Annotated in this window: 19 protein-coding genes; 5 read left to right on the top strand and 14 right to left on the bottom strand. The window is 73.5% G+C overall.

Going from position 1 to position 21,716, the window contains the following annotated elements; genetic code table 11:
* Positions 1 to 33: 33 nt before the first annotated feature.
* A complete protein-coding gene (locus tag AC3ANM_RS15290) occupies positions 34 to 1,767 on the top strand; it encodes an ABC transporter transmembrane domain-containing protein (protein WP_488285270.1) in 1,734 nt (577 codons plus the stop codon).
* 7 nt (positions 1,768 to 1,774) lie between these two features.
* Complete coding sequence (locus tag AC3ANM_RS15285) at positions 1,775 to 3,568, top strand: ABC transporter ATP-binding protein (protein ID WP_488285269.1); 1,794 nt, start codon at positions 1,775 to 1,777, stop codon at positions 3,566 to 3,568.
* 303 nt (positions 3,569 to 3,871) lie between these two features.
* Here AC3ANM_RS15285 and AC3ANM_RS15280 read toward each other — a convergent pair whose 3' ends face one another.
* The 6 genes from AC3ANM_RS15280 to AC3ANM_RS15255 form a co-directional block, all read right to left on the bottom strand.
* Positions 3,872 to 5,584 carry a GMC oxidoreductase gene (locus AC3ANM_RS15280; RefSeq protein WP_488285268.1) on the bottom strand — a complete coding sequence of 571 codons (1,713 nt, stop codon included), beginning with the start codon at positions 5,582 to 5,584 and terminating at the stop codon, positions 3,872 to 3,874.
* Positions 5,581 to 7,173, bottom strand: a complete 1,593-nt coding sequence (locus tag AC3ANM_RS15275; protein ID WP_488285267.1) for a succinic semialdehyde dehydrogenase — start codon at positions 7,171 to 7,173, stop codon at positions 5,581 to 5,583. The genes AC3ANM_RS15280 and AC3ANM_RS15275 overlap by 4 nt, the downstream gene beginning before the upstream one ends.
* 67 nt (positions 7,174 to 7,240) lie before the next feature.
* Positions 7,241 to 8,950, bottom strand: coding sequence for a glycerol-3-phosphate dehydrogenase/oxidase (locus AC3ANM_RS15270; RefSeq protein WP_488285266.1), 1,710 nt, complete (start codon positions 8,948 to 8,950; stop codon positions 7,241 to 7,243).
* A 17-nt stretch (positions 8,951 to 8,967) separates the two neighbouring features.
* Positions 8,968 to 10,089, bottom strand: a complete 1,122-nt coding sequence (locus AC3ANM_RS15265; protein WP_488285265.1) for a GuaB3 family IMP dehydrogenase-related protein — start codon at positions 10,087 to 10,089, stop codon at positions 8,968 to 8,970.
* Between the two features lie 77 nt (positions 10,090 to 10,166).
* Complete coding sequence (gene guaB / locus AC3ANM_RS15260; protein ID WP_488285264.1) at positions 10,167 to 11,681, bottom strand: IMP dehydrogenase; 1,515 nt, start codon at positions 11,679 to 11,681, stop codon at positions 10,167 to 10,169.
* 74 nt (positions 11,682 to 11,755) lie between these two features.
* Positions 11,756 to 12,340: a LuxR C-terminal-related transcriptional regulator gene (locus tag AC3ANM_RS15255; RefSeq protein ID WP_488285263.1), complete on the bottom strand. Its 585-nt coding sequence runs from the start codon at positions 12,338 to 12,340 to the stop codon at positions 11,756 to 11,758.
* A gap of 306 nt (positions 12,341 to 12,646) precedes the next feature.
* Between AC3ANM_RS15255 and AC3ANM_RS15250 the strand changes: the two genes are divergently transcribed.
* Both AC3ANM_RS15250 and AC3ANM_RS15245 read left to right on the top strand, forming a co-directional pair.
* A complete protein-coding gene (locus tag AC3ANM_RS15250) occupies positions 12,647 to 12,943 on the top strand; it encodes a WhiB family transcriptional regulator (RefSeq protein WP_488287963.1) in 297 nt (98 codons plus the stop codon).
* Between the two features lie 231 nt (positions 12,944 to 13,174).
* The gene (locus tag AC3ANM_RS15245; RefSeq protein WP_488285262.1) at positions 13,175 to 13,396 is read left to right on the top strand and encodes an RNA-binding S4 domain-containing protein; all 222 of its coding nucleotides are present in this window, start codon (positions 13,175 to 13,177) and stop codon (positions 13,394 to 13,396) included.
* Positions 13,397 to 13,785: 389 nt separating this feature from the next.
* Here AC3ANM_RS15245 and groL read toward each other — a convergent pair whose 3' ends face one another.
* Both groL and groES read right to left on the bottom strand, forming a co-directional pair.
* Entirely contained in the window at positions 13,786 to 15,408 is a 1,623-nt protein-coding gene (gene groL / locus AC3ANM_RS15240) for a chaperonin GroEL (RefSeq protein ID WP_488285261.1), read from the bottom strand.
* Between the two features lie 100 nt (positions 15,409 to 15,508).
* On the bottom strand, positions 15,509 to 15,805 hold the full coding sequence (gene groES / locus AC3ANM_RS15235; RefSeq protein ID WP_141787203.1) for a co-chaperone GroES: 297 nt from the start codon (positions 15,803 to 15,805) through the stop codon (positions 15,509 to 15,511).
* Between the two features lie 232 nt (positions 15,806 to 16,037).
* Here groES and AC3ANM_RS15230 point away from each other — a divergent pair, with 232 nt between their 5' ends.
* Positions 16,038 to 17,264, top strand: coding sequence for a THUMP-like domain-containing protein (locus AC3ANM_RS15230; protein WP_488285260.1), 1,227 nt, complete (start codon positions 16,038 to 16,040; stop codon positions 17,262 to 17,264).
* A 7-nt stretch (positions 17,265 to 17,271) separates the two neighbouring features.
* Here the strand turns inward: AC3ANM_RS15230 and AC3ANM_RS15225 are convergent, their stop codons facing one another.
* From AC3ANM_RS15225 to tsaB, 6 genes are read right to left on the bottom strand one after another with little or no spacing between them, the layout of a single operon-like run.
* Positions 17,272 to 18,114 carry a ribokinase gene (locus AC3ANM_RS15225; protein WP_488285259.1) on the bottom strand — a complete coding sequence of 281 codons (843 nt, stop codon included), beginning with the start codon at positions 18,112 to 18,114 and terminating at the stop codon, positions 17,272 to 17,274.
* A complete protein-coding gene (locus tag AC3ANM_RS15220) occupies positions 18,114 to 19,103 on the bottom strand; it encodes a nucleoside hydrolase (protein WP_488285258.1) in 990 nt (329 codons plus the stop codon). Before AC3ANM_RS15220 ends, AC3ANM_RS15225 begins: the two co-directional genes overlap by 1 nt.
* Before the next feature lie 9 nt (positions 19,104 to 19,112).
* On the bottom strand, positions 19,113 to 19,538 hold the full coding sequence (locus AC3ANM_RS15215; RefSeq protein ID WP_488285257.1) for a YkvA family protein: 426 nt from the start codon (positions 19,536 to 19,538) through the stop codon (positions 19,113 to 19,115).
* Positions 19,539 to 19,543: 5 nt separating this feature from the next.
* The gene (tsaD, locus tag AC3ANM_RS15210; RefSeq protein ID WP_488285256.1) at positions 19,544 to 20,590 is read right to left on the bottom strand and encodes a tRNA (adenosine(37)-N6)-threonylcarbamoyltransferase complex transferase subunit TsaD; all 1,047 of its coding nucleotides are present in this window, start codon (positions 20,588 to 20,590) and stop codon (positions 19,544 to 19,546) included.
* A complete protein-coding gene (gene rimI, locus AC3ANM_RS15205) occupies positions 20,587 to 21,027 on the bottom strand; it encodes a ribosomal protein S18-alanine N-acetyltransferase (RefSeq protein ID WP_488285255.1) in 441 nt (146 codons plus the stop codon). Before rimI ends, tsaD begins: the two co-directional genes overlap by 4 nt.
* A 14-nt stretch (positions 21,028 to 21,041) precedes the next feature.
* Entirely contained in the window at positions 21,042 to 21,716 is a 675-nt protein-coding gene (gene tsaB / locus AC3ANM_RS15200) for a tRNA (adenosine(37)-N6)-threonylcarbamoyltransferase complex dimerization subunit type 1 TsaB (RefSeq protein ID WP_488285254.1), read from the bottom strand.

Genomic DNA, 21,716 nt, shown 5'->3' with positions numbered 1-21,716 from the left:
GCGTCAGTGCCCGCCCCTACCGTGGGTCCCCTGATGCAGCCGCTGCCCTACGCCGACCCCGGCAACCCCGACCTGCGCAGCCCGTCCCGACTCCTGTGGTGGGTCGCCCGGGGACAGTGGCGCACCTTGCTCTGCGGCATCTGCTTCGGCGTGGTGTGGATGGTCAGCCAGGCGCTCCTGCCGCTGGCGGTCAGCCGCGGCATCGACCAGGGGGTCATCGCCCACGACACGGGCCGCCTGCTGCTGTGGGGCGGGGTGATCCTGCTGCTCGGCGCGATCGGGGCCGCGTCGGGCGCGGCGCGCCACCGGTTCGCCGTCGAGAACTGGCTGCGCTCCTCCTACCGTTCCGTGCAGCTCATCGGCTACAAGGGCGCCGACACCGGCGAGGCCCTGCCCCGGTCGATCCCGACCGGGGAGGTCGTCGCGACCGTCGCCTCCGACTCCCTGCGCCTCGGTGGCCTGTATGACGTGACCGCCCGCTTCGCGGGCGCGGTGGTGTCCTACGTCGTCGTCGCGGTCGTGCTGCTCGGCACGAGCCGGCCGCTCGGCCTGCTGGTGCTGCTGGGGGTGCCCGTTCTCGTGGCGTCGCTGTCCTTCATCCTGCGCCCGCTGCAGAGTCGCCAGGCCGCCCAGCGCGAGGAGTCCGGCAAGCTGACCACCCTCGGCGCCGACACCGTCGCCGGCCTGCGGGTGCTGCGCGGCATCGGCGGCGAGCAGACGTTCCTGCGCCGCTACGAGGCCCAGTCCCAGCAGGTGCGCCTGGTCGGGGTGAACGTCGCGGGGGTGCAGGCCGCCCTCGACGCGGCACAGGTCCTGCTGCCGGGCGTCTTCGTCGTGCTGGTCACCTGGCTCGGCGCGCGGTTCGCCCTCGCGGGCACCATCACCCCCGGAGACCTGGTCGCCTTCTACGGCTACTCGGCCTTCCTCGTCATCCCGCTGCGCACCGCGACCGAGTTCGCCGACCGGGCCACCCGGGCTCTCATCGGGGCGCGCAAGATCATCCGCGTGCTGTCGGTCGAGCCCGACCACGCCGACCCGACCGTGGCGCCTGGTTCCGGGGCGTCGCAGGTGCCGGCGGCCGAGCCGGCTGCCGGCTCGGCCCTGGTCGACCCCACCAGCGGAGTCTCCATCGAGCCCGGCACGATGACCGCCGTGGTCTCGGTCCGCCCCGAGGAGTCCTCGGCCCTCGCCGACCGGCTGGGCCGGTTCGGCCACACCCGCAGCCACGCCCGCCTCGGCGGCGTCGACCTGGCCGACCTGCCCCTGGGGACCGTGCGCCGCCGGATCGTGGTCAGCGAGAACGACCCCCGGCTGTTCACCGGCACCCTGCGCGCCGAGCTCGACCCGCGCGGGCGACACGACGACGCGGCGATCCTGCAGGCGCTGTCGGTGGCCAGCGGCGAGGACGTCCTCGAGGCGCTGCCCGCTGGCCTGGACAGCGAGGTCGAGGAGCGCGGCCGGTCCTTCTCCGGCGGTCAGCGGCAACGACTCGCGCTCACCCGTGCGCTGCTCACCGGCGCCGAAACCCTTGTGCTGGTCGAGCCGACCAGCGCCGTCGACGCCCACACCGAGGCCCGGATCGCCGGACGGCTCGCCGAGGCCCGGCGCGGACGCACCACGGTGGTGATGACCGCCAGCCCGCTGGTGCTCGACCAGGCCGACCGCGTCGTCTTCCTCGAGCAGGGCCGGGCGGTCGCCGCCGGGACGCACCACGAGCTGATGGCGAGCTGCACGGCATACCGCGACACCGTCGCGCGAGGGGAGTAGGGCTGACATGGCACTGACCACCGAACCGGCCGCGCGGACCCTGCCCGTGGCCAACGTGGCCTCGGTGCGCACCCATGCCCGCGGCCTGCTGCGGGAGCACCGGGGCGCGATGGCCCGGGTCGTGGGGCTGCACGCCCTCGCCGCGCTCGCGGCGCTGGCCGCGCCGCGGCTCATCGGCAGCCTGGTCGACGCCGTCACCCACGGCACGACGCAACAGCACGTCGACACCCTGGCCCTCTGGCTCGCGGTGTCGGTCGTCCTGCAGACGGGGCTGATGTGGGCCGCGCGGCGCGAGTCGTTCGTCATGGGCGAGACGGTGTTCGCCGAGCTGCGCGAGCAGTTCATCGCGCGGGTGACCTCGCTGCCGCTGTCCACCGTGGAGCGGGCCGGCACCGGCGACCTCGTCTCGCGCACGACCAACGACGTCGAGGCCCTCTCGCAGGTGGTGCGCTTCGGCATCCCGTCGCTGTTCGTCGCGGTCGTCACCACGGTGCTGACCGTGGCCGCCGCGGTGCTCACCAGCGCCCTGGTGGCCCTGCCGATCGTGCTGGGCGTGCCGCTCATGTGGCTCTCGACCCGCCGCTACCTGCGGCGGGCGCCCGACGGCTACCTGCGCGAGCGGGCCACCTACGCGGTCACCAACGGCGTCATCACCGAGACCGTCGACGGCGCCCGCACCGTGGACGCGCTCGGCCTGGGGCCCCAGCGCCGCCGGCGCATCGACGAGGCGCTGCGGGCCTGCTTCGACGCCGAGGTCTACACCCTGCGGCTGCGCCTGGCGTGGTTCCCCCAGATCGAGTTCGCCTACCTGCTGCCGGTCGCCGGCGCGCTGGTCTGGGGCGGCTGGCTCGTCGCGGCGGGGCACGCCACCGTCGGCACGGTCACCACGGTCGTGCTCTACGTCCAGCAGCTGGCCGGCCCGCTCGATGAGCTGCTCGGCTGGCTCGACGAGATCCAGGTCGGGGCGACGTCACTGGCGCGGGTCATCGGCGTCGCCGACGTGCCGCCGGACCGCGAGGCCACCGGCGCCGTGCCGGCCGACCGGCGCGTCGAGGTCGAGGACGTGCGCTACAGCTACCGCACCGGCCGCGACGTGCTCAAGGGCGTGTCGCTGTCACTGACCCCCGGTGAGCGGCTGGCCATCGTCGGCCCGTCCGGCGCCGGCAAGTCCACCCTGGGGCGGCTGCTCGCCGGCATCGACGGCCCCCGCAGCGGCCGGGTCGAGGTCGGCGGCGTGCGCCTGGTCGACCTCGAGCTGGACCGGCTGCGCGGCGAGGTCGCCCTGGTCACTCAGGAGCACCACGTGTTCGTCGGCACGCTCGAGGACAACCTGCTCCTGGCCCGGCCGGACGCCTCTCGTGAGGTCCTGGTCGACGCCCTGCGTGCGGTCGATGCCGCCGAGTGGGCCCTGGCCCTTCCGGACGGGCTCGACGCCGTCGTCGGCAGCGGGGGCCACCGGCTCACCGAGGCCCAGTCCCAGCAGCTGGCGCTCGCCCGGCTGGTCCTCGCCGACCCGCACACCCTCGTCCTGGACGAGGCGACGTCACTGCTGGACCCGCGCGCCGCACGCCACCTGGAGCGCTCCCTGGCCGCCGTCGTCGAAGGCCGCACGGTCGTCGCGATCGCCCACCGGCTGCACACGGCGCACGACGCCGACCGGGTCGCCGTGGTCGAGGACGGGGACATCTCCGAGATCGGCACGCACCACGAGCTGATCGAGGCCGACGGCGCCTACGCCGCCCTCTGGCGGTCGTGGCGGGACGAGCCGGAGCCGGCCAGATCCGGGACAAAACACCCGTAACCCGGGTCAGGTCGCGTCGTTCTCATGGCGGTCGGACGCTCACGCTCCGGCCTCGGTGCGGCTGCGAACTCCACCCCCGGCTCGTTCGCAGCCGCACCACAGTCCCCGGAGCTCAGTGCATCTGCACTTGCAGGGGGGTGCAGATGCACCTCACTCCGGGGCCCTGTGTTGCACAGGGGTGACACGGGGTCCCGCCCCGGCCGGCTCGTCCGGCCGGGGCGTCGTGCTGTCCGGGGCGTCGTGCTGTTCGGGGCGTCTCGCAGGGGGCACCGCCTTCCGCAGCGCCTCCGGACGGCTGACGGCTCAGCCCGCCGGGACCACCGCGTCCCTGGCCGCCACCGGCTCCAGGCGCTCGTAGGCGACACCCTGCGCCGGCCGCGGGTCGGCCTCTCCGGCGTTGGGCCACAACGACATCGCGCGCTCCGCCTGCGCGGTGATCGTCAGCGACGGGTTCACCCCGAGGTTGGCCGAGACCGCGGACCCGTCGACGACGTGCAGCCCCGGGTAGCCCCACACCCGGTGGTACGGGTCGACCACACCGGTCTGCGGCGAGTCGCCGATGACCGCACCGCCGAGGAAGTGCGCCGTCATCGGGATGTCGGCGATCTCCCCCAGCGAGCTGCCCGGGAAGGCGCGCAGGCCGGTGCGCTCGGACAGCCGCGCGGCCAGCCGGCGCAGGGCGACGTTGGCCGCCGGGATCCACGTCGGGTTGGGCTCGCCGTGGCCCTGGCGGGAGGTCAGCCGGACCCGTCCGAACAGCCCCCGCCGGGGCGAGACGGTCAGCGAGTTGTCCCGGCTCTGCATGACCAGGCCGATGATCGTGCGCTCGCTCCAGCGGAAGACCGAGAAGGAGCGGATGAAGACCACGGGGTGGCGCAGCGCCTCACCGAGGAAGCGGACCGGCCGCGGCACCCGCCCGCCGCCGTCGACGAGGATCGTCGCGAGCAGCCCCATCGCGTTGGACCCCTTGCCGTAGCGGACGTTCTCCACGTGCGTGTCGGCGTCGGGGTGGAACGAGGACGTGATCGCCACGCCCCGGGTCAGGTCGATGTCGCGGGGCGCGCGCTCGGTCATGGCGCCGCCGAGCGCTTCGCTGTTGGTGCGGGTGAGCTCCCCGAGGCGAGGCGAGAGGTCTGCCAGCTCACCGGCATACCGGAGGCGGTGCAGCAGCTGCTGGCTGCCCCAGGCTCCGGCCGCGAAGACCACCTGTCCCGCCGTGACCGTATGCCGTGACTTGCGCAGCCATGCCCCCGTCGCCTCGGTGGTCACGAGGTAGCCCGCCTCGCGGCGGGCCTCGTCCACGGGTCGCACGGAGACCACCGTGCGCAGCGGCTCGATGCTCACGCCCCGCCGCTCGGCGAGGGCGAGGTAGTTCTTGACCAGCGTGTTCTTGGCCCCGACGCGGCAGCCGACCATGCAGTTGCCGCACTGGGTGCAGCCGGTGCGGTCGGGGCCGGCGCCACCGAAGTAGGGGTCGGGCACCCGCTGCCCGGGCGGGCCGAAGAACACCCCGACGGGGGTCTTGCGGAAGGTGTCACCGACGCCGAGGTCCTCGGCGGTCTGGCGCATCAGCTGCTCGACCGGGCCGTCGCAGGGGTTGGTGACCACGCCGAGCATCCGGGAGGCGGTGGCGTAGTGGGGCGCCAGCTCGGCCTGCCAGTCGGTGATGTGCCCCCACTGCGGGTCGCGGAAGAACGGGGTCGGGGGCACGTAGAGGGTGTTGGCGTAGTTCAGCGAGCCACCGCCGACCCCCGCGCCGGCGAGGATCATCACGTCGGGCAGCCGGTGGATCCGTTGCACGCCAAAGCACTTCAGCCGCGGGGCCCACAGGTAGCGGCGCAGGTCCCAGGACGTGCGGGCGAAGTCGGTGTCGGCGAAGCGCCGGCCGGCCTCGTAGACGTGGACCCCATAGCCCTTCTCGGCCAGCCGCAGCGCCGTGACCGAGCCGCCGAAGCCGGAGCCGATGACGACGACGTCGTGGTCGACCTGCCGCGGCGTCGCTGGCGTGGCGCTCACCGGCGGCCGACCCGCTTCATCACCGACAGGGCCAGCGTCAGGGTGTGCGCCCACGTCTCGTCGCTCATCCCGAACGGCGGCCCGAAGCCGAGGACGTGCTGCGTGGTGATGTTCTGCACCTCGGTGTACTTGTGGATGCCCTCCCCGCCGTGACGGCGGGACAGCCCGGAGTCCTTCATGCCGCCCATCGGCGCGGCGACGCTGCCCCAGGCGGCCGCGTAGGCCTCATTGATGTTGACGGTGCCGGCCTTGATGGCGGCGGCGATGCGCCGGCCGCGGCGGACGTCGCGGGTCCAGACCGAGGCGTTGAGGCCGTAGTCGCTGTCGTTGGCCAGGGTGACCGCCTCGGCGTCGGAGCCGACGAGGTAGACCGAGACCACCGGGCCGAACGTCTCCTCGTCGCGGCAGGCCATCTCCGGGGTGACGTCGGTGAGGACGGTCGGCTCGTAGAAGTACGGCCCGAGGTCGGGTCGGGCGATGCCGCCGGTCAGCACGCGCGCGCCCTGGCGGCGGGCGTCCTCGACGTGGGCGCTGACCCGCTCGAGCTGGGCGGCCGAGGCCAGGGTGCCCATGTCGGTGCCGTAGGCCAGCTCCGGGCCGAGCCGCAGCTGCTGCACCGCCGGGACGAACCGCTGCAGGAACGCCTCGGCGATGTCCTGGTGCAGGGCCAGGCGCTCCACCGAGACGCACAGCTGTCCGGCGGAGGAGAAGCAGGCGCGCACCGCCCCCTCGACCGCGCGGTTCAGGTCGGCGTCGGCGGCGACGTACATCGTGTTCTTGCCGCCGAGCTCGAGGGAGACCCCGACCAGGCGCCGCGCGGCGGACTCGGCGACGGTGCGCCCGGTCGCGGTGGAACCGGTGAAGCAGACGTAGTCACCGCGGTCGACGACGGCCTGGCCGATGGTGCGCCCGTCGCCGAGGACCACCTGGAGGACGCCGTCGGGCACCCCGGCCTCGCGCAGCAGCGCCACGGCCTTCAGCGCGGTCAGCGCGGTCTGGGTGTCGGGGCGCAGCACCACGGCGTTGCCGGCCAGCAGGGCAGGCAGCGCGTCGGTGATCGCCATCGACAGCGGGTAGTTCCACGGGGAGACGATGCCCACGACCCCCTTGGGGTGGCGCACCTCGACGGCCTGGCTGAGCAGGGGGAACAGGCCCTGGCGGTGCCGCGGCCGCAGGTAGGACGAGGCCCGCCGCGCGTAGTGCCGGGCCACGATCGCGGTGTCGGCGACCTCCTCGAACGCGTGCAGGCGCGCCTTGCCCGACTCGAGCTGGATGAGGTCGAGCAGCTCCACCTGCTCGGCGAGGACCAGGTCGTGGAAGCGCAGCAGCACCCCCGCACGGTGCGCCAGCGGGGTCCGTTCCCACGAGCGCTGAGCGGCGCGTGCCCCGGCGAAGGCGACCTCGACGTCCTCGACGCTGCTCATCGGCAGGCTGGCCAGCGGCGCCCCGGTCATCGGGGTGTGGGTCAGCACCGTCTGCGGGCGTGGGGCGCACACCACCAGGGAGGTCAGCCGGCGTGCGAGGGCCGGGTCGACGGCATACGTCGCGGTGGGGTCGGTCTCGGGGTCGGCGAGGGTCTCCGGGGGCATGAGGGCAGGGTATTTCGCTCCCGCCCGGCTGGCTACCCGTCGGTAACCACGGTGGACAGCCGGGGAATCAGCTGAGCGGGACGATCTCCGGTGCCCCGAGGCGGGCGGAGTCGGCCGTCTCGTCGTCGGGCTGCTCCTGGGAGGCCCGCTCCGCCTCGACCCGCGCGAGGTAGTGCTCGATCTCCTTGCGCTGCTGCTCGGCGCTCCAGCCGAGCACCGAGGCCATCAGGGTCGCGGCAGCCTCCGCCGTGGACACTCCGCGGTCCCACGTCTCGATCGAGATGCGGGTGCGCCGGGTCAGCACGTCGTCGAGGTGCCGGGCACCCTCGTGGGTGCAGGCGTAGACGACCTCGGCGGCGAGGTAGTCGTCAGCGCCGGGCAGCGGGCGCGCCAGGTCGGGGTCCTCGGCGCACAGGTCGAGGACCTCCTCGACCATCGAGCCGTAGCGGCCCAGCAGGTGCTCGACGCGGGCGACGTGCACGCCGTAGCGGGTGGCCGTGCGGTGCCGGGCGTTCCACGCCGCGTCGTAGCCCTCGGCCCCCAGCAGCGGGATGCGCGCGGTGCACGAGCCCGGCACGCGCCCGTCCAGGCCGCGGGCCACCTCGTCGACGGCGTCGGCGGCCATGACGCGGTAGGTCGTGTACTTCCCTCCGGCGACGACGACCAGGCCCGGCGTGGGGTGGCCGACCACATGCTCGCGGGAGAGCTGGGAGGTCTGCTCGCTCTCGCCCGCGAGCAGCGGGCGCAACCCGGCATACACGCCCTCGACGTCCTCCCGGGTGAGCGGGGTGAGCAGGACGGAGTTCACGCGCTCGAGCAGGTAGTCGATGTCCCGGCTGCTGGCCGCCGGGTGCGCCTTGTCCAGGCTCCAGTCGGTGTCGGTGGTGCCGATGATCCAGTGCCGACCCCACGGGATGACGAAGAGGACCGACTTCTCGGTGCGCAGGATCAGCCCGCTCTGGGACTGGATCCGGTCCCGCGGCACGACCAGGTGGATGCCCTTGCTGGCCCGCACGCGGAACTGGCCGCGCTGCCCCACCATCGCCTGGGTGTCATCAGTCCACACGCCGGTGGCGTTGAGGACCTGCTTGGCGCGGATCTCCAGCTCCCGGCCGGTCTCGAGGTCGCGGACCTTGACCCCGGTGACCCGCTCGCCCTGGCGCAGGAAGCCGGTGACGCGCGCGCGGTTCGCGGCGAGCGCGCCGTAGGAGACGGCCGTGCGCACGAGGGTCATCGTGTGCCGGGCGTCGTCGACCTGGGCGTCGTAGTACTGCACCGCTCCGACGAGGGAGTCCTTGCGCAGGCTGGGGACCAGCGACAGCGCCTGCCGCCGGGTCAGGTGCCGGTGCCGGGGCACGCCCCGGGCGGAGGACGCCACCGCGCCCAGGGAGTCGTAGAGGGTCAGGCCGGCCCCGACGTAGGGCCGCTCCCAGAGGCGGTGGGTCAGCGGGTAGACGAAGGGCACCGGCCGGACCAGGTGCGGGGCCAGGGTGCGCAGCAGCAGCGCCCGCTCCCGCAGGGCCTCGCGCACGAGCCGGAAGTCGAGCATCTCCAGGTAGCGCAGGCCACCGTGGATCAGCTTGCTGGACCGGCTCGAGGTGCCCGAGGCCCAGTCGCGGGCCTCCAGGATGGCCACGGACAGGCCACGGGTGGCGGCGTCGAGCGCCGCCCCGGCCCCCACGACCCCGCCGCCGATGATGACGACGTCGAGCTCCTCCTCCTGCATGGCGGCGAGCGCACGGGTGCGTTCGGCCGGGGACAGGGCGGTGGACTCCATCGGGACTCCCTCGGGTGTCAGCTGCGCTGGTAGGGCGCGACGACGACCTCGACGCGCTGGAACTCCTTCAGGTCGGAGTAGCCGGTGGTGGCCATGGCCCGCTTCAGCGCTCCGATGAGGTTGGTGGTGCCGTCCGCGACGCGGCCGGGCCCGAGCAGGATCTCCTCGAGCGAGCCGAGCGCCCCCACCGCGACGCGCTCGCCGCGCGGCAGCTGCTGGTGGTGGGCCTCCGGGCCCCAGTGGTATCCGCGGCCGGGAGCCTCGGTCGCGCGCGCCAGGGCCGCGCCGAGCATGACGGCGTCGGCGCCACAGGCCACGGCCTTGATGATCTCCCCGCTGCGGCCCATGCCGCCGTCGGCGATGACGTGCACGTAGCGGCCGCCGGACTCGTCCATGTAGTCGCGGCGCGCGGCGGCGACGTCGGCGATGGCCGAGGCCATCGGGGCGTGGATGCCCAGGGTCAGGCGGGTGGTGTGGGCGGCGCCCCCGCCGAAGCCGACGAGCACGCCGGCCGCGCCGGTGCGCATGAGGTGCAGGGCGGCCGTGTAGGACGCGGCCCCGCCCACGATGACCGGCACGTCGAGCTCGTAGATGAAGCGCTTGAGGTTCAGCGGCTCGGCCCGGCCGGAGACGTGCTCGGCCGAGACGGTGGTGCCGCGGATGACGAACAGGTCGACGCCGGCGTCGACGACGGTCTTCCAGTGCTCCTGGGTCCGCTGCGGCGACAGGGCGCCGGCGACGGTGATGCCCGCCTCCCGGATCTGCTTGAGCCGCTGGGAGATCAGCTCGGGCTTGATGTCCTCGGCGTAGATCTCCTGCATCCGCGAGGTCGCCGACTCCGGGCCGAGCGCGGCGATCTCGGCCAGCAGCGGCGCCGGGTCCTCGTAGCGGGTCCACAGGCCCTCGAGGTCGAGCACCGGCAGGCCGCCGAGCTTGCCGAACGCGATCGCGGTCTCGGGCGACATGACCGAGTCCATCGGCGCCGCGATGACCGGCAGGTCGAAGTGGTAGGCGTCGATCTGCCAGGAGACCGAGACCTCCTCGGGGTCGCGGGTGCGCCGCGAGGGCACGACCGCGATGTCGTCGAAGGAGTAGGCGCGGCGACCGCGCTTGCCGCGGCCGATCTCGATCTCAGTCACGCCGCAAGGCTACCGGCGACGCAACTGCGCCCGTGCCCCGCATCGGCGGGGGCACGGGCGCGGTCGGCACGAGGGCCTCAGCGCCGGCTGTAGTTGGGCGCCTCGACGGTCATCTGGATGTCGTGCGGGTGGCTCTCCTTCAGGCCCGCGGAGGTGATCCGCACGAACCGGCCCCTGGCCTGCAGCTCGGGGATCGTCGGGGCTCCGACGTAGAACATCGACTGTCGCAGGCCACCGATGAGCTGGTAGGCCACCGCGGCGAGCGGCCCGCGGTAGGGCACCTGGCCCTCGATGCCCTCGGGCACCACCTTGTCGTCGTCGGTGACGTCGCCCTGGAAGTAGCGGTCCTTGGAGTAGGACTGGCCGCGCCCGCGGGTCTGCATCGCCCCGAGGGAGCCCATGCCGCGGTAGGACTTGAACTGCTTGCCGTTGATGAAGACCAGCTCGCCCGGGCTCTCCTCGCAGCCGGCCAGCAGCGACCCGAGCATGACGGTGTCGGCGCCGGCGACGAGCGCCTTGGCGATGTCCCCGGAGTACTGCAGGCCGCCGTCGCCGATGACCGGCACGCCGGCCGCCTTGCACGCCAGGGACGCCTCGTAGATCGCGGTGACCTGCGGGACGCCGACACCGGCGACCACGCGGGTGGTGCAGATCGAGCCCGGGCCGACTCCGACCTTGACGCCGTCGGCGCCCGCGTCGATGAGGGCCTGAGCGCCATCACGGGTGGCGACGTTGCCGCCGACGATGTCCACGTGGGCGGCGGCCGGCTCGCCCTTGAGCTTGCGGATCATGTCGGTCACGCCCTGGGCGTGGCCGTTGGCGGTGTCGACGATGAGCAGGTCGACCCCGGCCTCGACCAGTGCCATGGCACGGTCCCATGAGTCACCGAAGAAGCCGATGGCGGCACCGACGCGCAGCCGGCCGGACTCGTCCTTGGTCGCCAGCGGGAACTGCTCGGACTTGGTGAAGTCCTTGACGGTGAACAGACCCTTGAGCCGGCCCGCGCCGTCGACGAGCGGCAGCTTCTCGATCTTGTTCTTCGCCAGCAGCGCCAGGGCCTCGGTCTTGTCGACCCCCACCGGGGCCGTGACCAGCGGCATGCGGGTCATGACCTCCTCGACGCGGCGCGAGAAGTCGGTCTCGAAGCGCAGGTCGCGGTTGGTGATGATGCCGACGAGCAGGCCGTCGGGGTCGACCACCGGCAGGCCCGAGACGCGGAAGCGGCCGCAGACCTCGTCGACGTCGGCCAGCGTCGCGTCCGGCGTGGTCGTCACCGGGTCGGTGACCATGCCCGACTCGGAGCGCTTGACCAGGTCGACCTGGGCGGCCTGGTCCTCGATCGAGAGGTTGCGGTGCAGGATGCCGAGGCCGCCCTGGCGGGCCATGGCGATGGCCATGCGCGCCTCGGTGACCGTGTCCATGGCCGCCGACACCAGCGGCAGCTTGACGGTGATGTTGCGCGAGAGGCGGGCCGTGGTGTCGGCCTCGCTGGGGATGACGTCGGTCGCGCCCGGGAGCAGCAGGACGTCGTCGAAGGTCAGGCCGAGGTTGGCGAACGGAGCAGGGACGTCGGGGGCAGCCTCGATGCTCATTGAGCGATTCTACGGCAGCGCCCGAGCGCCACCGGACGGCCGCCGGCGGCAGCCGTTGCCCATGTCACGGCAGGTCAGCGCAGCAGGCCCTGACGGAAGGCCAGCGCCACGGCGTGCGCCCGGTCCAGAGCGCCGAGCTTGTGCAGCAACCGCTTGGCGTGGGTCTTGACCGTCTCGGCGGCGAGGAAGAGCTCGGCTCCGATCTCGGGGTTGCTCAGCCCCCGGCTCATCCCCTCCAGCACCGCCAGCTCCCGCGGCGTCAGCGGGGTCGGGCCCGCCGGGGGACGCAGGCTCGCCCGCGCGATGCCCTGCGCGACGACGTGGACCAGCTGCTCGCGGCCGACGTCCTCGTGCACGTAGCCGATCGCCCCGGCGGCCACCGCCTCGGCCACCGGGTCGGTGTGGCCGGTCGGCGCGATCATCACGACGTTGGCGCTGGGCTGGGCCTCGAGCAGCTTGGGCAGCATCGCCGCCCCGTCGACCTGCGGCCCGTCGGCTTCCAGCAGGGTCAGCGTCGGGCGCTCCATCACGACGCGCGCCAGGGCCTCCTGCGCCGAGTCGACCGTGATCACGCGGGTCACGCCGTGGACCTGCTGCACCGACTGGCGCAGCCGCTCCCGTGCCCCCGGGTCACCCACGCACACCAGCACCGTCGACATCGCGCCCCCCACGTTTCCGCCCAAGCGATGGTGGGCACACCCTAGGTGCTGGGCCAATACCTTGTCGCCGGATTCTCTCGGGTGGTGGTCGCCAATGTCTTGAAGATTTCTTGACACTCGATCCCTGTTCACACCCGGTGGCCACAGGTAGCGTCCCGGGGACGGGGGTGGCTTGGGCCGGCCACACGTCACGGTGTGCCCGATCCACGACACGACCTGTTGTGCAGGCAACAGACGACAGTGCAAGGCCAGGAAAGACAGCACGCTGCTCCGGCCCGAGGGGCCGGGACGATGGAGGAGGCACCATTGGCCGAAATCTCTCGCTTGCCGGGGCCGGTTGCGGATCTGTGGGATTGGCAGCTCGAAGGCTCCTGCCGGCGCGAAAACCCCGATGTGTTCTTCCACCCCGAGGGCGAGCGAGGCCCCGCCCGGCGCAACCGTGACAGCGCCGCGAAGGCCGTCTGCCGGGCGTGCCCGGTGCTCACCCAGTGTCGCTCGCACGCACTGAAGGTGCGTGAGCCCTACGGCGTCTGGGGCGGCATGACCGAGGACGAGCGCGAGGCGGCCTACACCGGCACGACGGCCATCCCGGCCGCCAGCTGACACCGCCGCTGGCAGCAAGGGCCGTGACCCACCCGGGTCACGGCCCTTGTCGTATGTCGTGCCCTCGCCTCCCGCACCCCTCGTCTGGGCGCCCGGCATACCGCCCGTGACACGGTTTCGTCACACCCACGCGGCTACGTCTCCGCGGAACTGTGACGAACCTGCGCGCGGGCTGCGGCCCGGTGCCACGCCCGTTGCCCTGGTCGTCCGCTCAACCGGGATGATGGACCCGTGAACCAGACGATCGACGTGCCCATCCGTGACGAGGCCATCCGTCTCGGCCAGCTGCTCAAGCTCGCCAACGCCGTCGAGGACGGCGCCCAGGCCCGCACGGCCATCGAGGCCGGGGAGGTCAGCGTCGACGGCGAGGTCGAGACCCGCCGCGGCCGCCAGGTCCAGGTCGGCAGCACCGTCGAGATCGGCACCACGGTCATCAACGTCGTCGCCGCCTGACCCCGGCGACGGACGCGCACTTTCGTCACCTCCGCGCGGCTTTGTACCGGGTCAGGTGTGACGAACCTGGTCCCGTCCTGGCGATGCCAGGTTCGGCACTGGTCCAGCTCGGCCCGCCGTCGGTGACAGGAGAGGTATGCCGCGCGCCCGCGTTGGTCTGAACGGTGACCACGTCGGCGGCTCGGGTGATGGCGGCAGCGCCGTCAAGGAGCGCAGCGACAGGCGCCGGGCCATTGCCCCGGCCGCACGCGAGGTGAGCCGGGAGACGAACGCAGCCGCAGGCAAGGCGAGGGGCGGCAGGGACGCAGCCACGCGGGTGGTTCGCCATACAGACGCAGCGAAGGCCGCAACCCGAGCGGGTTGCGGCCTTCGCCGTGTGGAGCGGTGGGTCAGTGACCGTGGCCGTGACCGTGCCCGTGGCCGCCGGCCTCGGGCTCCTCCTCGACCTTCTTCTCGACCACCAGGGTGTCGGTGGTGAGCACCATCGAGGCGATCGACGCGGCGTTGCGCAGCGCCGAGCGGGTCACCTTGACCGGGTCGATGACGCCGGCCTTGACCAGGTCGGTGTACTCCCCGGTCGCGGCGTTGAGGCCGTTGCCGACCGCGAGCTCGCGGACCTTGGAGACGGCGACGTAGCCCTCCAGGCCGGCGTTCTCGGCGATCCAGCGCAGCGGCTCGGCCGCGGCCTTGCGCACGATGTTGGCGCCGGTGGCCTCGTCACCCTCGAGCGCGAGCGTGTCGAGCACCGCGGAGGCGTGGACGAGGGCGGAGCCGCCACCGGCGACGATGCCCTCCTCGATCGCCGCGCGGGTTGCCGAGATGGCGTCCTCGATGCGGTGCTTCTTCTCCTTGAGCTCGACCTCGGTGTGCGCGCCGACCTTGATCACGCAGACGCCGCCGGAGAGCTTGGCGAGGCGCTCCTGGAGCTTCTCGCGGTCCCAGTCGGAGTCGGTGCGCTCGATCTCGGCCTTGATCTGGTGCACGCGGGCCGCCACGTCGTCAGCAGCGCCGGCGCCGTCGACGATCGTGGTGTTGTCCTTGGTGACGACGACGCGGCGGGTCTGGCCCAGCACGTCGAGGTCGGCCTGGTCGAGCTTGAGCCCGACCTCCTCGGAGATGACCTGGCCACCGGTGAGGACGGCCATGTCCTGCAGCATCGCCTTGCGGCGGTCACCGAAGCCGGGCGCCTTGACGGCGACGGCGTTGAAGGTGCCGCGGATCTTGTTGACCACCAGGGTGGACAGGGCCTCGCCCTCGATGTCCTCGGCGATGATCAGCAACGGCTTGCCCGACTTGACGACCTTCTCCAGCACCGGCAGCAGGTCGGCGACGGCGGAGATCTTGCCCTGGTTGATCAGGACGTAGGCGTCCTCGAGGACGGTCTCCATGCGCTCGGCGTCGGTGACGAAGTAGGGCGAGAGGTAGCCCTTGTCGAACTGCATGCCCTCGGTGAAGTCGAGCTCCATCGCGGTCGTGGAGGACTCCTCGACCGTGATGACGCCGTCCTTGCCGACCTTGTCGAACGCGTCGGCGATGAGGTCGCCGATGGTGGCGTCCTGCGCGGACAGCGTGGCGACCTGGGCGATCTCGTCCTTGCCCTCGACCTCGCGGGCCGTGTCGAGCAGGCGGGTGTTGACCGCCTCGACGGCCTTGTCGATGCCGCGCTTGAGGCCGGCGGGGGCGGCGCCCGCGGCAACGTTGCGCAGGCCCTCCTTGACCATGGCCTGGGCCAGGACCGTGGCCGTCGTCGTGCCGTCACCGGCGACGTCGTTGGTCTTGGTCGCGACCTCCTTGGCGAGCTGGGCGCCGAGGTTCTCGTAGGGGTCCTCGAGCTCCACCTCACGGGCGATGGTCACGCCATCGTTGGTGATGGTGGGGGCGCCCCACTTCTTGTCGATGACGACGTTGCGGCCCTTGGGGCCGAGCGTCACCTTGACGGCGTTGGCGAGGGCGTCCACACCGCGCTCGAGCGCCTTGCGGGCGGAGTCGTCGAACTCCAGCGTCTTGGGCATGAAGTGTGTCCTTCAGTCGTAAGGGGTGGTTCAACGGACGTGCCCCGACGCGCACCTGGTGTCAGGCACGTCGCCGGGGCGCGTCATACGGAGCAGAAGCTCAGCTGGTGACAACCGCGAGGACGTCGCGGGCGGAGAGGATGAGGTACTCCTCGCCGGCGTACTTGACCTCGGTGCCGCCGTACTTGCTGTAGATGACCTTGTCACCCACGGCAACGTCGAGCGGGACGCGGTTGCCCTTGTCGTCGATGCGGCCGGGACCGATCGCCAGGACCTCGCCCTCCTGGGGCTTCTCCTTGGCGGTGTCCGGGATGACCAGACCGGAGGCCGTCGTCTGCTCGGCCTCGACGGACTTCACGACGATGCGGTCTTCGAGCGGCTTGATGGAAACCGACACGTGCTGACCTCCCCTTCGGGAATGTCGATGTGGACGTTGGTGGAACTGCTCTGGTGCGGTCTGGCGGGTGCGTCGCCGTCGCGGGGGTCGACGCGCCGTGGGGCCGCGGCTGGCACTTGCCGGGGGCGAGTGCCAAGTCAGAATCTAGGTCTGCACTTAGCACTCGGTCAACTCGAGTGCCAGCCGGCGAGCGGTGCGCGGCACGGCCCGCTCATGCGGGAGGATGTGCGCCATGGACCTCGCCGCGGTGGAGAAGCTCGTCTCGGGCGAGGGATGGGGGCTGCTGCAGTCGCTCCCCCCGTATGACGAGTCCACGGCCATGCAGCTCGGCCAGCGACTGCGGGAGGCCGGGTTCGACCCCGAGCTGGTGGCCGCGGCGCTGACCCAGTCGCGGCTGCGTGCCAGGGCGCGCGAGAAGTTCGGGGAGTTCGCCGGCGGGATGATGTTCACCGCCGACGGCCTGGAGCAGGCGACCCGGCTGGAGATCGCCGCGCGGCACGCCTCCCGCTTCCGGGAGGCGGGCGTCCAGCACGTGCTCGACCTCGGCTGCGGCATCGGCTCGGACGCGATGGCGTTCGCCGGGCTCGACCTGGAGGTGACCGCCGTCGACGCCGACGAGGTGGCCGCGGCCATCGCCGGGGTCAACCTGCGTCACTGGCCCTCGGCCCGCACCCTGGTGCGCACCGTCGAGGAGACCGAGCTGCCCACCGGTGAGGCGGCCCGGCACGCCGGCGCGTGGCTCGACCCGGCCCGGCGCACCCCCGGGGTCGCCGACGCCAAGGGCCGGACCCGACGCGTGTTCAGCCTGCAGGCCATCTCCCCCAGCTGGGACACCGTCCGCGAGATCGCGACCGCCCTCCCGGCGACCGGCGCCAAGCTGAGCCCGGCCTTCCCGCACACCTCGCTGCCGCCCGGCGCGGAGGCGCAGTGGACCTCCCTCGGTGGTGAGGTCCTCGAGTGCGCGGTGTGGTGGGGCGGCCTCGTGGACCGCGCCGGGCGCAGCGCGCTGGTCCTCGGACCCGGCGGCGAGGCCTCGACGGTCACCCAGGCCGACGCGCCGCTGCCGGCGCCGACGGCCGCGTCGCTGGCCGACGTGGGCCAGTTCCTCTACGAGCCCGACCGGGCCGTCATCCGCGCCGGCCTGGTGGGCGCGCTCACGGCCGAGACCGACGGCGTCGAGGTGGACACCGGTCTGGGCTACGTCAGCGCCGACCGGGCAGTGGACCTGCCGTGGGCGAGGCGGTTCGTGGTCACCGAGGCGATGCCCTTCCACGTCAAGACGCTGCGCGCCTGGCTGCGCGAGCGCGGCATCGGCAACCTGACGATCAAGAAGCGCGGCGTCAGCACCGACTCCGACACGCTGCGCCGCCAGCTGCGCCTGACCGGCACCACCGAGCTGACCGTGGTGCTGACCCGGGTCGCCGGCCAGCAGGTCGTCCTGGCCGTCCGCCCCGCCTGACCACCTCTCAGAGCTCGGGGTCGGGCTGCGCCCCGTGGTGGCGGACCGCCTCGGCGCCGGCCGCCAGGGCCGCGGCCAGCGCGTCGTCGCGCCCGAGGCCGCGTGCCAGGGCCGCGGCCAGCGCGCCGCAGAACGCGTCCCCGGCCCCGGTCGTGTCGACCACCTCCCCCTCCGGCACGCCCACGGCCGGAGCCGGTATGCCGTCCCACGCCGCGCCGTTCGCCCCGAAGGTCACCAGCAGCGAGCCGGGCAGCAGCTCGGAGTCGGCGAGCGCGAGCGCCTCGTGCTCGTTGACGACCACCGGGTCGGCGAGGGCGACGACGTCGGGCGGGAGGGCGGCATACGGCGCGAGGTTGAGGACCACGCGGGCTCCGCGGTCGGCGGCCCGGCGCACGGCGGCGGCCACCGCCGCGGCGGGCACCTCCATCGACACCAGCAGCACGTCGCCGGGGGCCATCTCCACCAGCGCGGCGAGGTGGTCGGCGGAGACCGCGGCGTTGGCCCCGGGCACCACCACGATGGCGTTCTCGCCGGCGGCGTCCACGGTGATGATCGCGTGCCCGGTCACCTCGCCGCCCACCACCGCGACGGCGCCGGTGTCGATCCCGAGACCGGCCAGCCGGGCCAGGTAGGCCGAGCCACCCGCGTCCTCACCGACCGCCCCGACCATGACCACGTCCGCGCCGGCGCGCCGGGCGGCCACCGCCTGGTTGGCGCCCTTGCCCCCGGCGAAGCGCTCCAGGCCCTCCCCGACCAGGGTCTCCCCCGGCCGCGGGTGCCGCTCGACGCGGGTGACGAGGTCGACGTTGAGCGACCCGAGGACGACGACCCGGCGCGTCGGCGTGCCCATCAGCGGCGGCCGCCGACGGTGTCGAGCCAGAGCCGGGCGTAGCGCTCGGCGTCGACGCCCATCGCCACCGCCACGCTCGTCGGGGCCACGCCGTGCGGGTCATGCGCCAGGTCCCCGGACCAGTCGCGGCGGTCCACGATCGTGCGCCCGCGCGACCAGTGCCCGGCGAGCTCGACCCGGACCGGCAGCTGCTCGGTGCGCAGGCCGGTGCGGTCGATGACGGCGCACACCGCACCGGCGTCGCCGATGGTCGCGTCCGGGGTGTCGAAGCGCTCGCACTGGAACGCGATGAGCTGCCCCGCGAGGTCCCCGGCACCACCCGGATCACCCGCGCGCAGGGTCGCCGCCTCGCCGGCGGTGACCCGCACGTCGTAGAAGACGTCGAGGCCGTACATCGTCACCGGCACGCCCAGCTCGGCGCACGCCTCGAGGACGACGGCCGCGGCCTCGGGGTCGTGCCAGACGTTGAACTCCGCCGAGGCGGTGGCGTTGCCGATGTGGGCGGCCCCGCCCATGAAGACGATCTCGCGCAGCCCCCTGGCCGCCTCGGGCCACATCCGCAGCAGCAGCGCGATGTTGGTGAGCGGCGCCAGCGGCACGAGCGTGATGCGGTTGGACGGCGGCCCGGCGGCGGCGTCGAGGAGCACGTCGAGCAGCATCTCGACCGCGTGGCGTGGGTCCGGCTCGCGGGTCGAGCGGGGCCAGTCGAGGTCGCCCATCCCGTCCTGGCCGTGCACGTGGCGCGCCTCGCGCGGCGGCTCCAGCAGCGGCCGGGCGGCGCCCTGGGCCACCGGCACGTCGGGCCGTCCCGCCGCGTCGAGCACGGTCAGCGTGTTGCGCACGACGTCGTCGACACTGGCGTTGCCGCCGACGCAGGACACGGCGCGCAGGTCCAGCCCGGGGTGGCGCGCCGCGAGCAGCACGGCGCAGGCGTCGTCGACCCCCGTGTCGACGTCGAGGACCACGGGGAGGCCGGGCGTCTGCGGCATGGAGGGACCCTAACGGCCCTGCACCCCGGGCCCCTCCCCCGCCGCGGCACGCCCGTCGAGCACCCGCTCGAGCAGCCGCGGGCTCGCCGGCCACGCACCCAGGAGGGTCTCCCGCGGGACACTGCGGGCGGCATACCGCAGCAGCAGGACCACGGCGACGACGTCGTCCAGCGGCCCGATCACCGGCAGGAACTCCGGGAGCAGGTCGATCGGCGAGACCACCCACACGATGGCCACGAGCAGCGCCACCTTGGCCCGCCGCGGCACGTCCGGGTGCCGCCGCAGCCGGCGCGCGGTGGTCACGCAGGCGGGCAGGAACTCGGCGACGTCCCGCAGCAGCCCGGGTGGCAGCCGGTGCGCGAACAGGACCATGAGGGCGCAGCTGAGCGCCCACAGCCCGGCCAGGACCGCTGCGATGACGAGCAGGCGGGTCATCGGCGTCAGGCCTGGACCAGCGCCACGGGCATCGAGGAGTCGGCCGGCAGGTCCAGCGCGGAGGGCGTGCGCCCGCGGACCACCATCTGCGCCCCGAGCGAGGCGACCATGGCGCCGTTGTCGGTGCACAGGCCCGGGCGGGGCACCCGCAGCCGGATCCCCGCGGCCTCGCACCGCTCCTGGGCCATCGCGCGCAGCCGGCTGTTCGCCGCGACCCCGCCGCCGATGAGCAGGTCCTCGACGCCGTTCTCCCGGCAGGCCAGCACCGCCTTGCGGGTCAGCACGTCGGTGACCGCCTCCTGGAAGCTGGCGGCCACGTCGGCCACCGGCACCGGCTCCCCGGCGCGCTCACGCGTCTCGACCCACCGGGCGACGGCGGTCTTGAGGCCGGAGAAGGAGAAGTCGAACCGGTGCCGCTCCATGTCCCGCGCCGAGGTCAGCCCCCGCGGGAAGTCGATGTATGCCGTGTCCCCCTCGCGCGCGGCACGGTCCACGTGCGGGCCGCCGGGGAAGGGCAGGCCCAGGACCCGGGCGACCTTGTCGAAGGCCTCGCCGGCGGCGTCGTCGATGGTGCTGCCCAGGGAGCGGATGTCGTGGGTGACGTCGGGGACGAGCAGCAGGCTGGAGTGGCCGCCGGAGACGAGCATCGCCATGGTCGGCTCGGGCAGCGGGCCGTGCTCGACGATGTCGACGGCGACGTGGGCGGCGAGGTGGTTGACCCCGTAGAGCGGCTTGCCCAGGGCGACCGCGAGCGCCTTGGCGGCGGCCACCCCGACGAGCAGCGCGCCGGCCAGGCCGGGGCCGGAGGTGACCGCGACCGCGTCGAGGTCGTCCAGCCGGACACCGGCCTGCGCGACGGCCCGCTCGATGGTGGGGATCATCGCCTCCAGGTGCGCCCTGCTGGCCACCTCGGGCACGACGCCGCCGAAGCGGGCGTGCTCCTCGACGCTGCTCGCGACCGCGTCGACCAGCAGCGTCTCGCCGCGGACGATGCCGATGCCGGTCTCGTCGCAGGAGGTCTCGATGCCGAGCACCAGGGGCTGGTCGCTCACGGGGTGTCTCCCTTCAGGTGCAGCCGCATGACGTGGGCGTCCACGCCACCGGGCTGGTAGTACTTGCGTCGCACGGTCAGCAGCTCGAAGCCGCTGCGCTCGTAGAGCCGGCGGGCCGGGTCGTTGTCGGCCCGCACCTCCAGCATGAGGTGCTCGGCGCCGCTGGAGCGCGCGTCCTCCACGAGGTGGTCCAGCAGCACCCGGCCCAGGCCGGTGCCCTGGTGCCCCGGGGCCACAGCGACGGTCATGACGTCGGCCACGTCACCGCCCCGGTCGACCCCGGCGTAGCCGGCCACCGCACCGTCGTCCTGGGCGACGACGTAGGCCCGCCGCGGCCGCCCGGCCAGCTCGGCCCACCACGTCTGCTCGCTCCATGCGTCGTCGGCGAAGAGCTGCCGCTCCAGGGCGACCAGCTCGGGGATGTCCTGCCACTGCATCGGCCGCAGCCGCATCACAGGACCGACTTGCGCGTGACCGACGGCGCGGCGTCCGGGCGGCGCAGGTAGAGCGGCTCGGGCGCGAGCAGCGGCTCGCCCGCCGCGAGCCGGCCGGCGGCGACGGCGGCGAGGTGGCCGGCGCTGACGTCCAGCGGTGCGAGGCCGGACCCGAGCAGGTCGGGGTAGAGCACCGGGCCGCGGCCGACCACGGGGCGGCCGGCGACGCGGTCGACGAGGTCGGAGGGCTTGTCCACGGCCGGGCCCTCGACACAGCGCGGGCCCTCGGCGGTCACGGCGTAGTCGGCCCAGTAGACCTCCTTGCGGCGCGCGTCCGTGGCGACGAGGAAGGACGCGCCGAGCTCGTCCGCCCGCTCGACCCACGCCTGGTGCGCCAGGGCGTCCAGGCTGCACACGCCATACACGGGTATGCCACGGGCGAAGGCGAGCGTGCGCGCCGTCACCAACCCGACGCGCAGGCCGGTGAACGGCCCTGGCCCGACGCCGGCGACGACCGCGGTGACGTCGGCCACCGGGCGGCCGGCCTCGCGCAGGACCTGCTCGACGCCGGGGGCGAGGTGCTCGCCGTGCCGGCGGGCGTCGAGGGTGACGGACTCGGCCAGGACCCGCTGCCCGTCGTGCAGGGCGACGGTGATGGCCGTGGTGGAGGTGTCGATCGCGAGCAGCAGCAC

The sequence above is a fragment of the Oryzihumus sp. JJN4-3R genome (genome assembly GCF_057747915.1).
This window is presented reverse-complemented; position numbering and strand designations above follow the sequence as displayed.

What these genes read in the sequence shown, in the direction of transcription:
- AC3ANM_RS15290 (WP_488285270.1), top strand. Translation starts at nt 34, where the DNA reads ATGCAGCCGCTGCCCTACGCCGACCCCGGCAACCCCGACCTGCGCAGC.
- AC3ANM_RS15285 (WP_488285269.1), top strand. Translation starts at nt 1,775, where the DNA reads ATGGCACTGACCACCGAACCGGCCGCGCGGACCCTGCCCGTGGCCAAC.
- AC3ANM_RS15275 (WP_488285267.1), bottom strand. Translation starts at nt 7,173, where the DNA reads ATGCCCCCGGAGACCCTCGCCGACCCCGAGACCGACCCCACCGCGACG.
- AC3ANM_RS15270 (WP_488285266.1), bottom strand. Translation starts at nt 8,950, where the DNA reads ATGGAGTCCACCGCCCTGTCCCCGGCCGAACGCACCCGTGCGCTCGCC.
- guaB (WP_488285264.1), bottom strand. Translation starts at nt 11,681, where the DNA reads ATGAGCATCGAGGCTGCCCCCGACGTCCCTGCTCCGTTCGCCAACCTC.
- AC3ANM_RS15255 (WP_488285263.1), bottom strand. Translation starts at nt 12,340, where the DNA reads ATGTCGACGGTGCTGGTGTGCGTGGGTGACCCGGGGGCACGGGAGCGG.
- groL (WP_488285261.1), bottom strand. Translation starts at nt 15,408, where the DNA reads ATGCCCAAGACGCTGGAGTTCGACGACTCCGCCCGCAAGGCGCTCGAG.
- AC3ANM_RS15230 (WP_488285260.1), top strand. Translation starts at nt 16,038, where the DNA reads ATGGACCTCGCCGCGGTGGAGAAGCTCGTCTCGGGCGAGGGATGGGGG.
- AC3ANM_RS15225 (WP_488285259.1), bottom strand. Translation starts at nt 18,114, where the DNA reads ATGGGCACGCCGACGCGCCGGGTCGTCGTCCTCGGGTCGCTCAACGTC.
- AC3ANM_RS15220 (WP_488285258.1), bottom strand. Translation starts at nt 19,103, where the DNA reads ATGCCGCAGACGCCCGGCCTCCCCGTGGTCCTCGACGTCGACACGGGG.
- AC3ANM_RS15215 (WP_488285257.1), bottom strand. Translation starts at nt 19,538, where the DNA reads ATGACCCGCCTGCTCGTCATCGCAGCGGTCCTGGCCGGGCTGTGGGCG.
- rimI (WP_488285255.1), bottom strand. Translation starts at nt 21,027, where the DNA reads ATGCAGTGGCAGGACATCCCCGAGCTGGTCGCCCTGGAGCGGCAGCTC.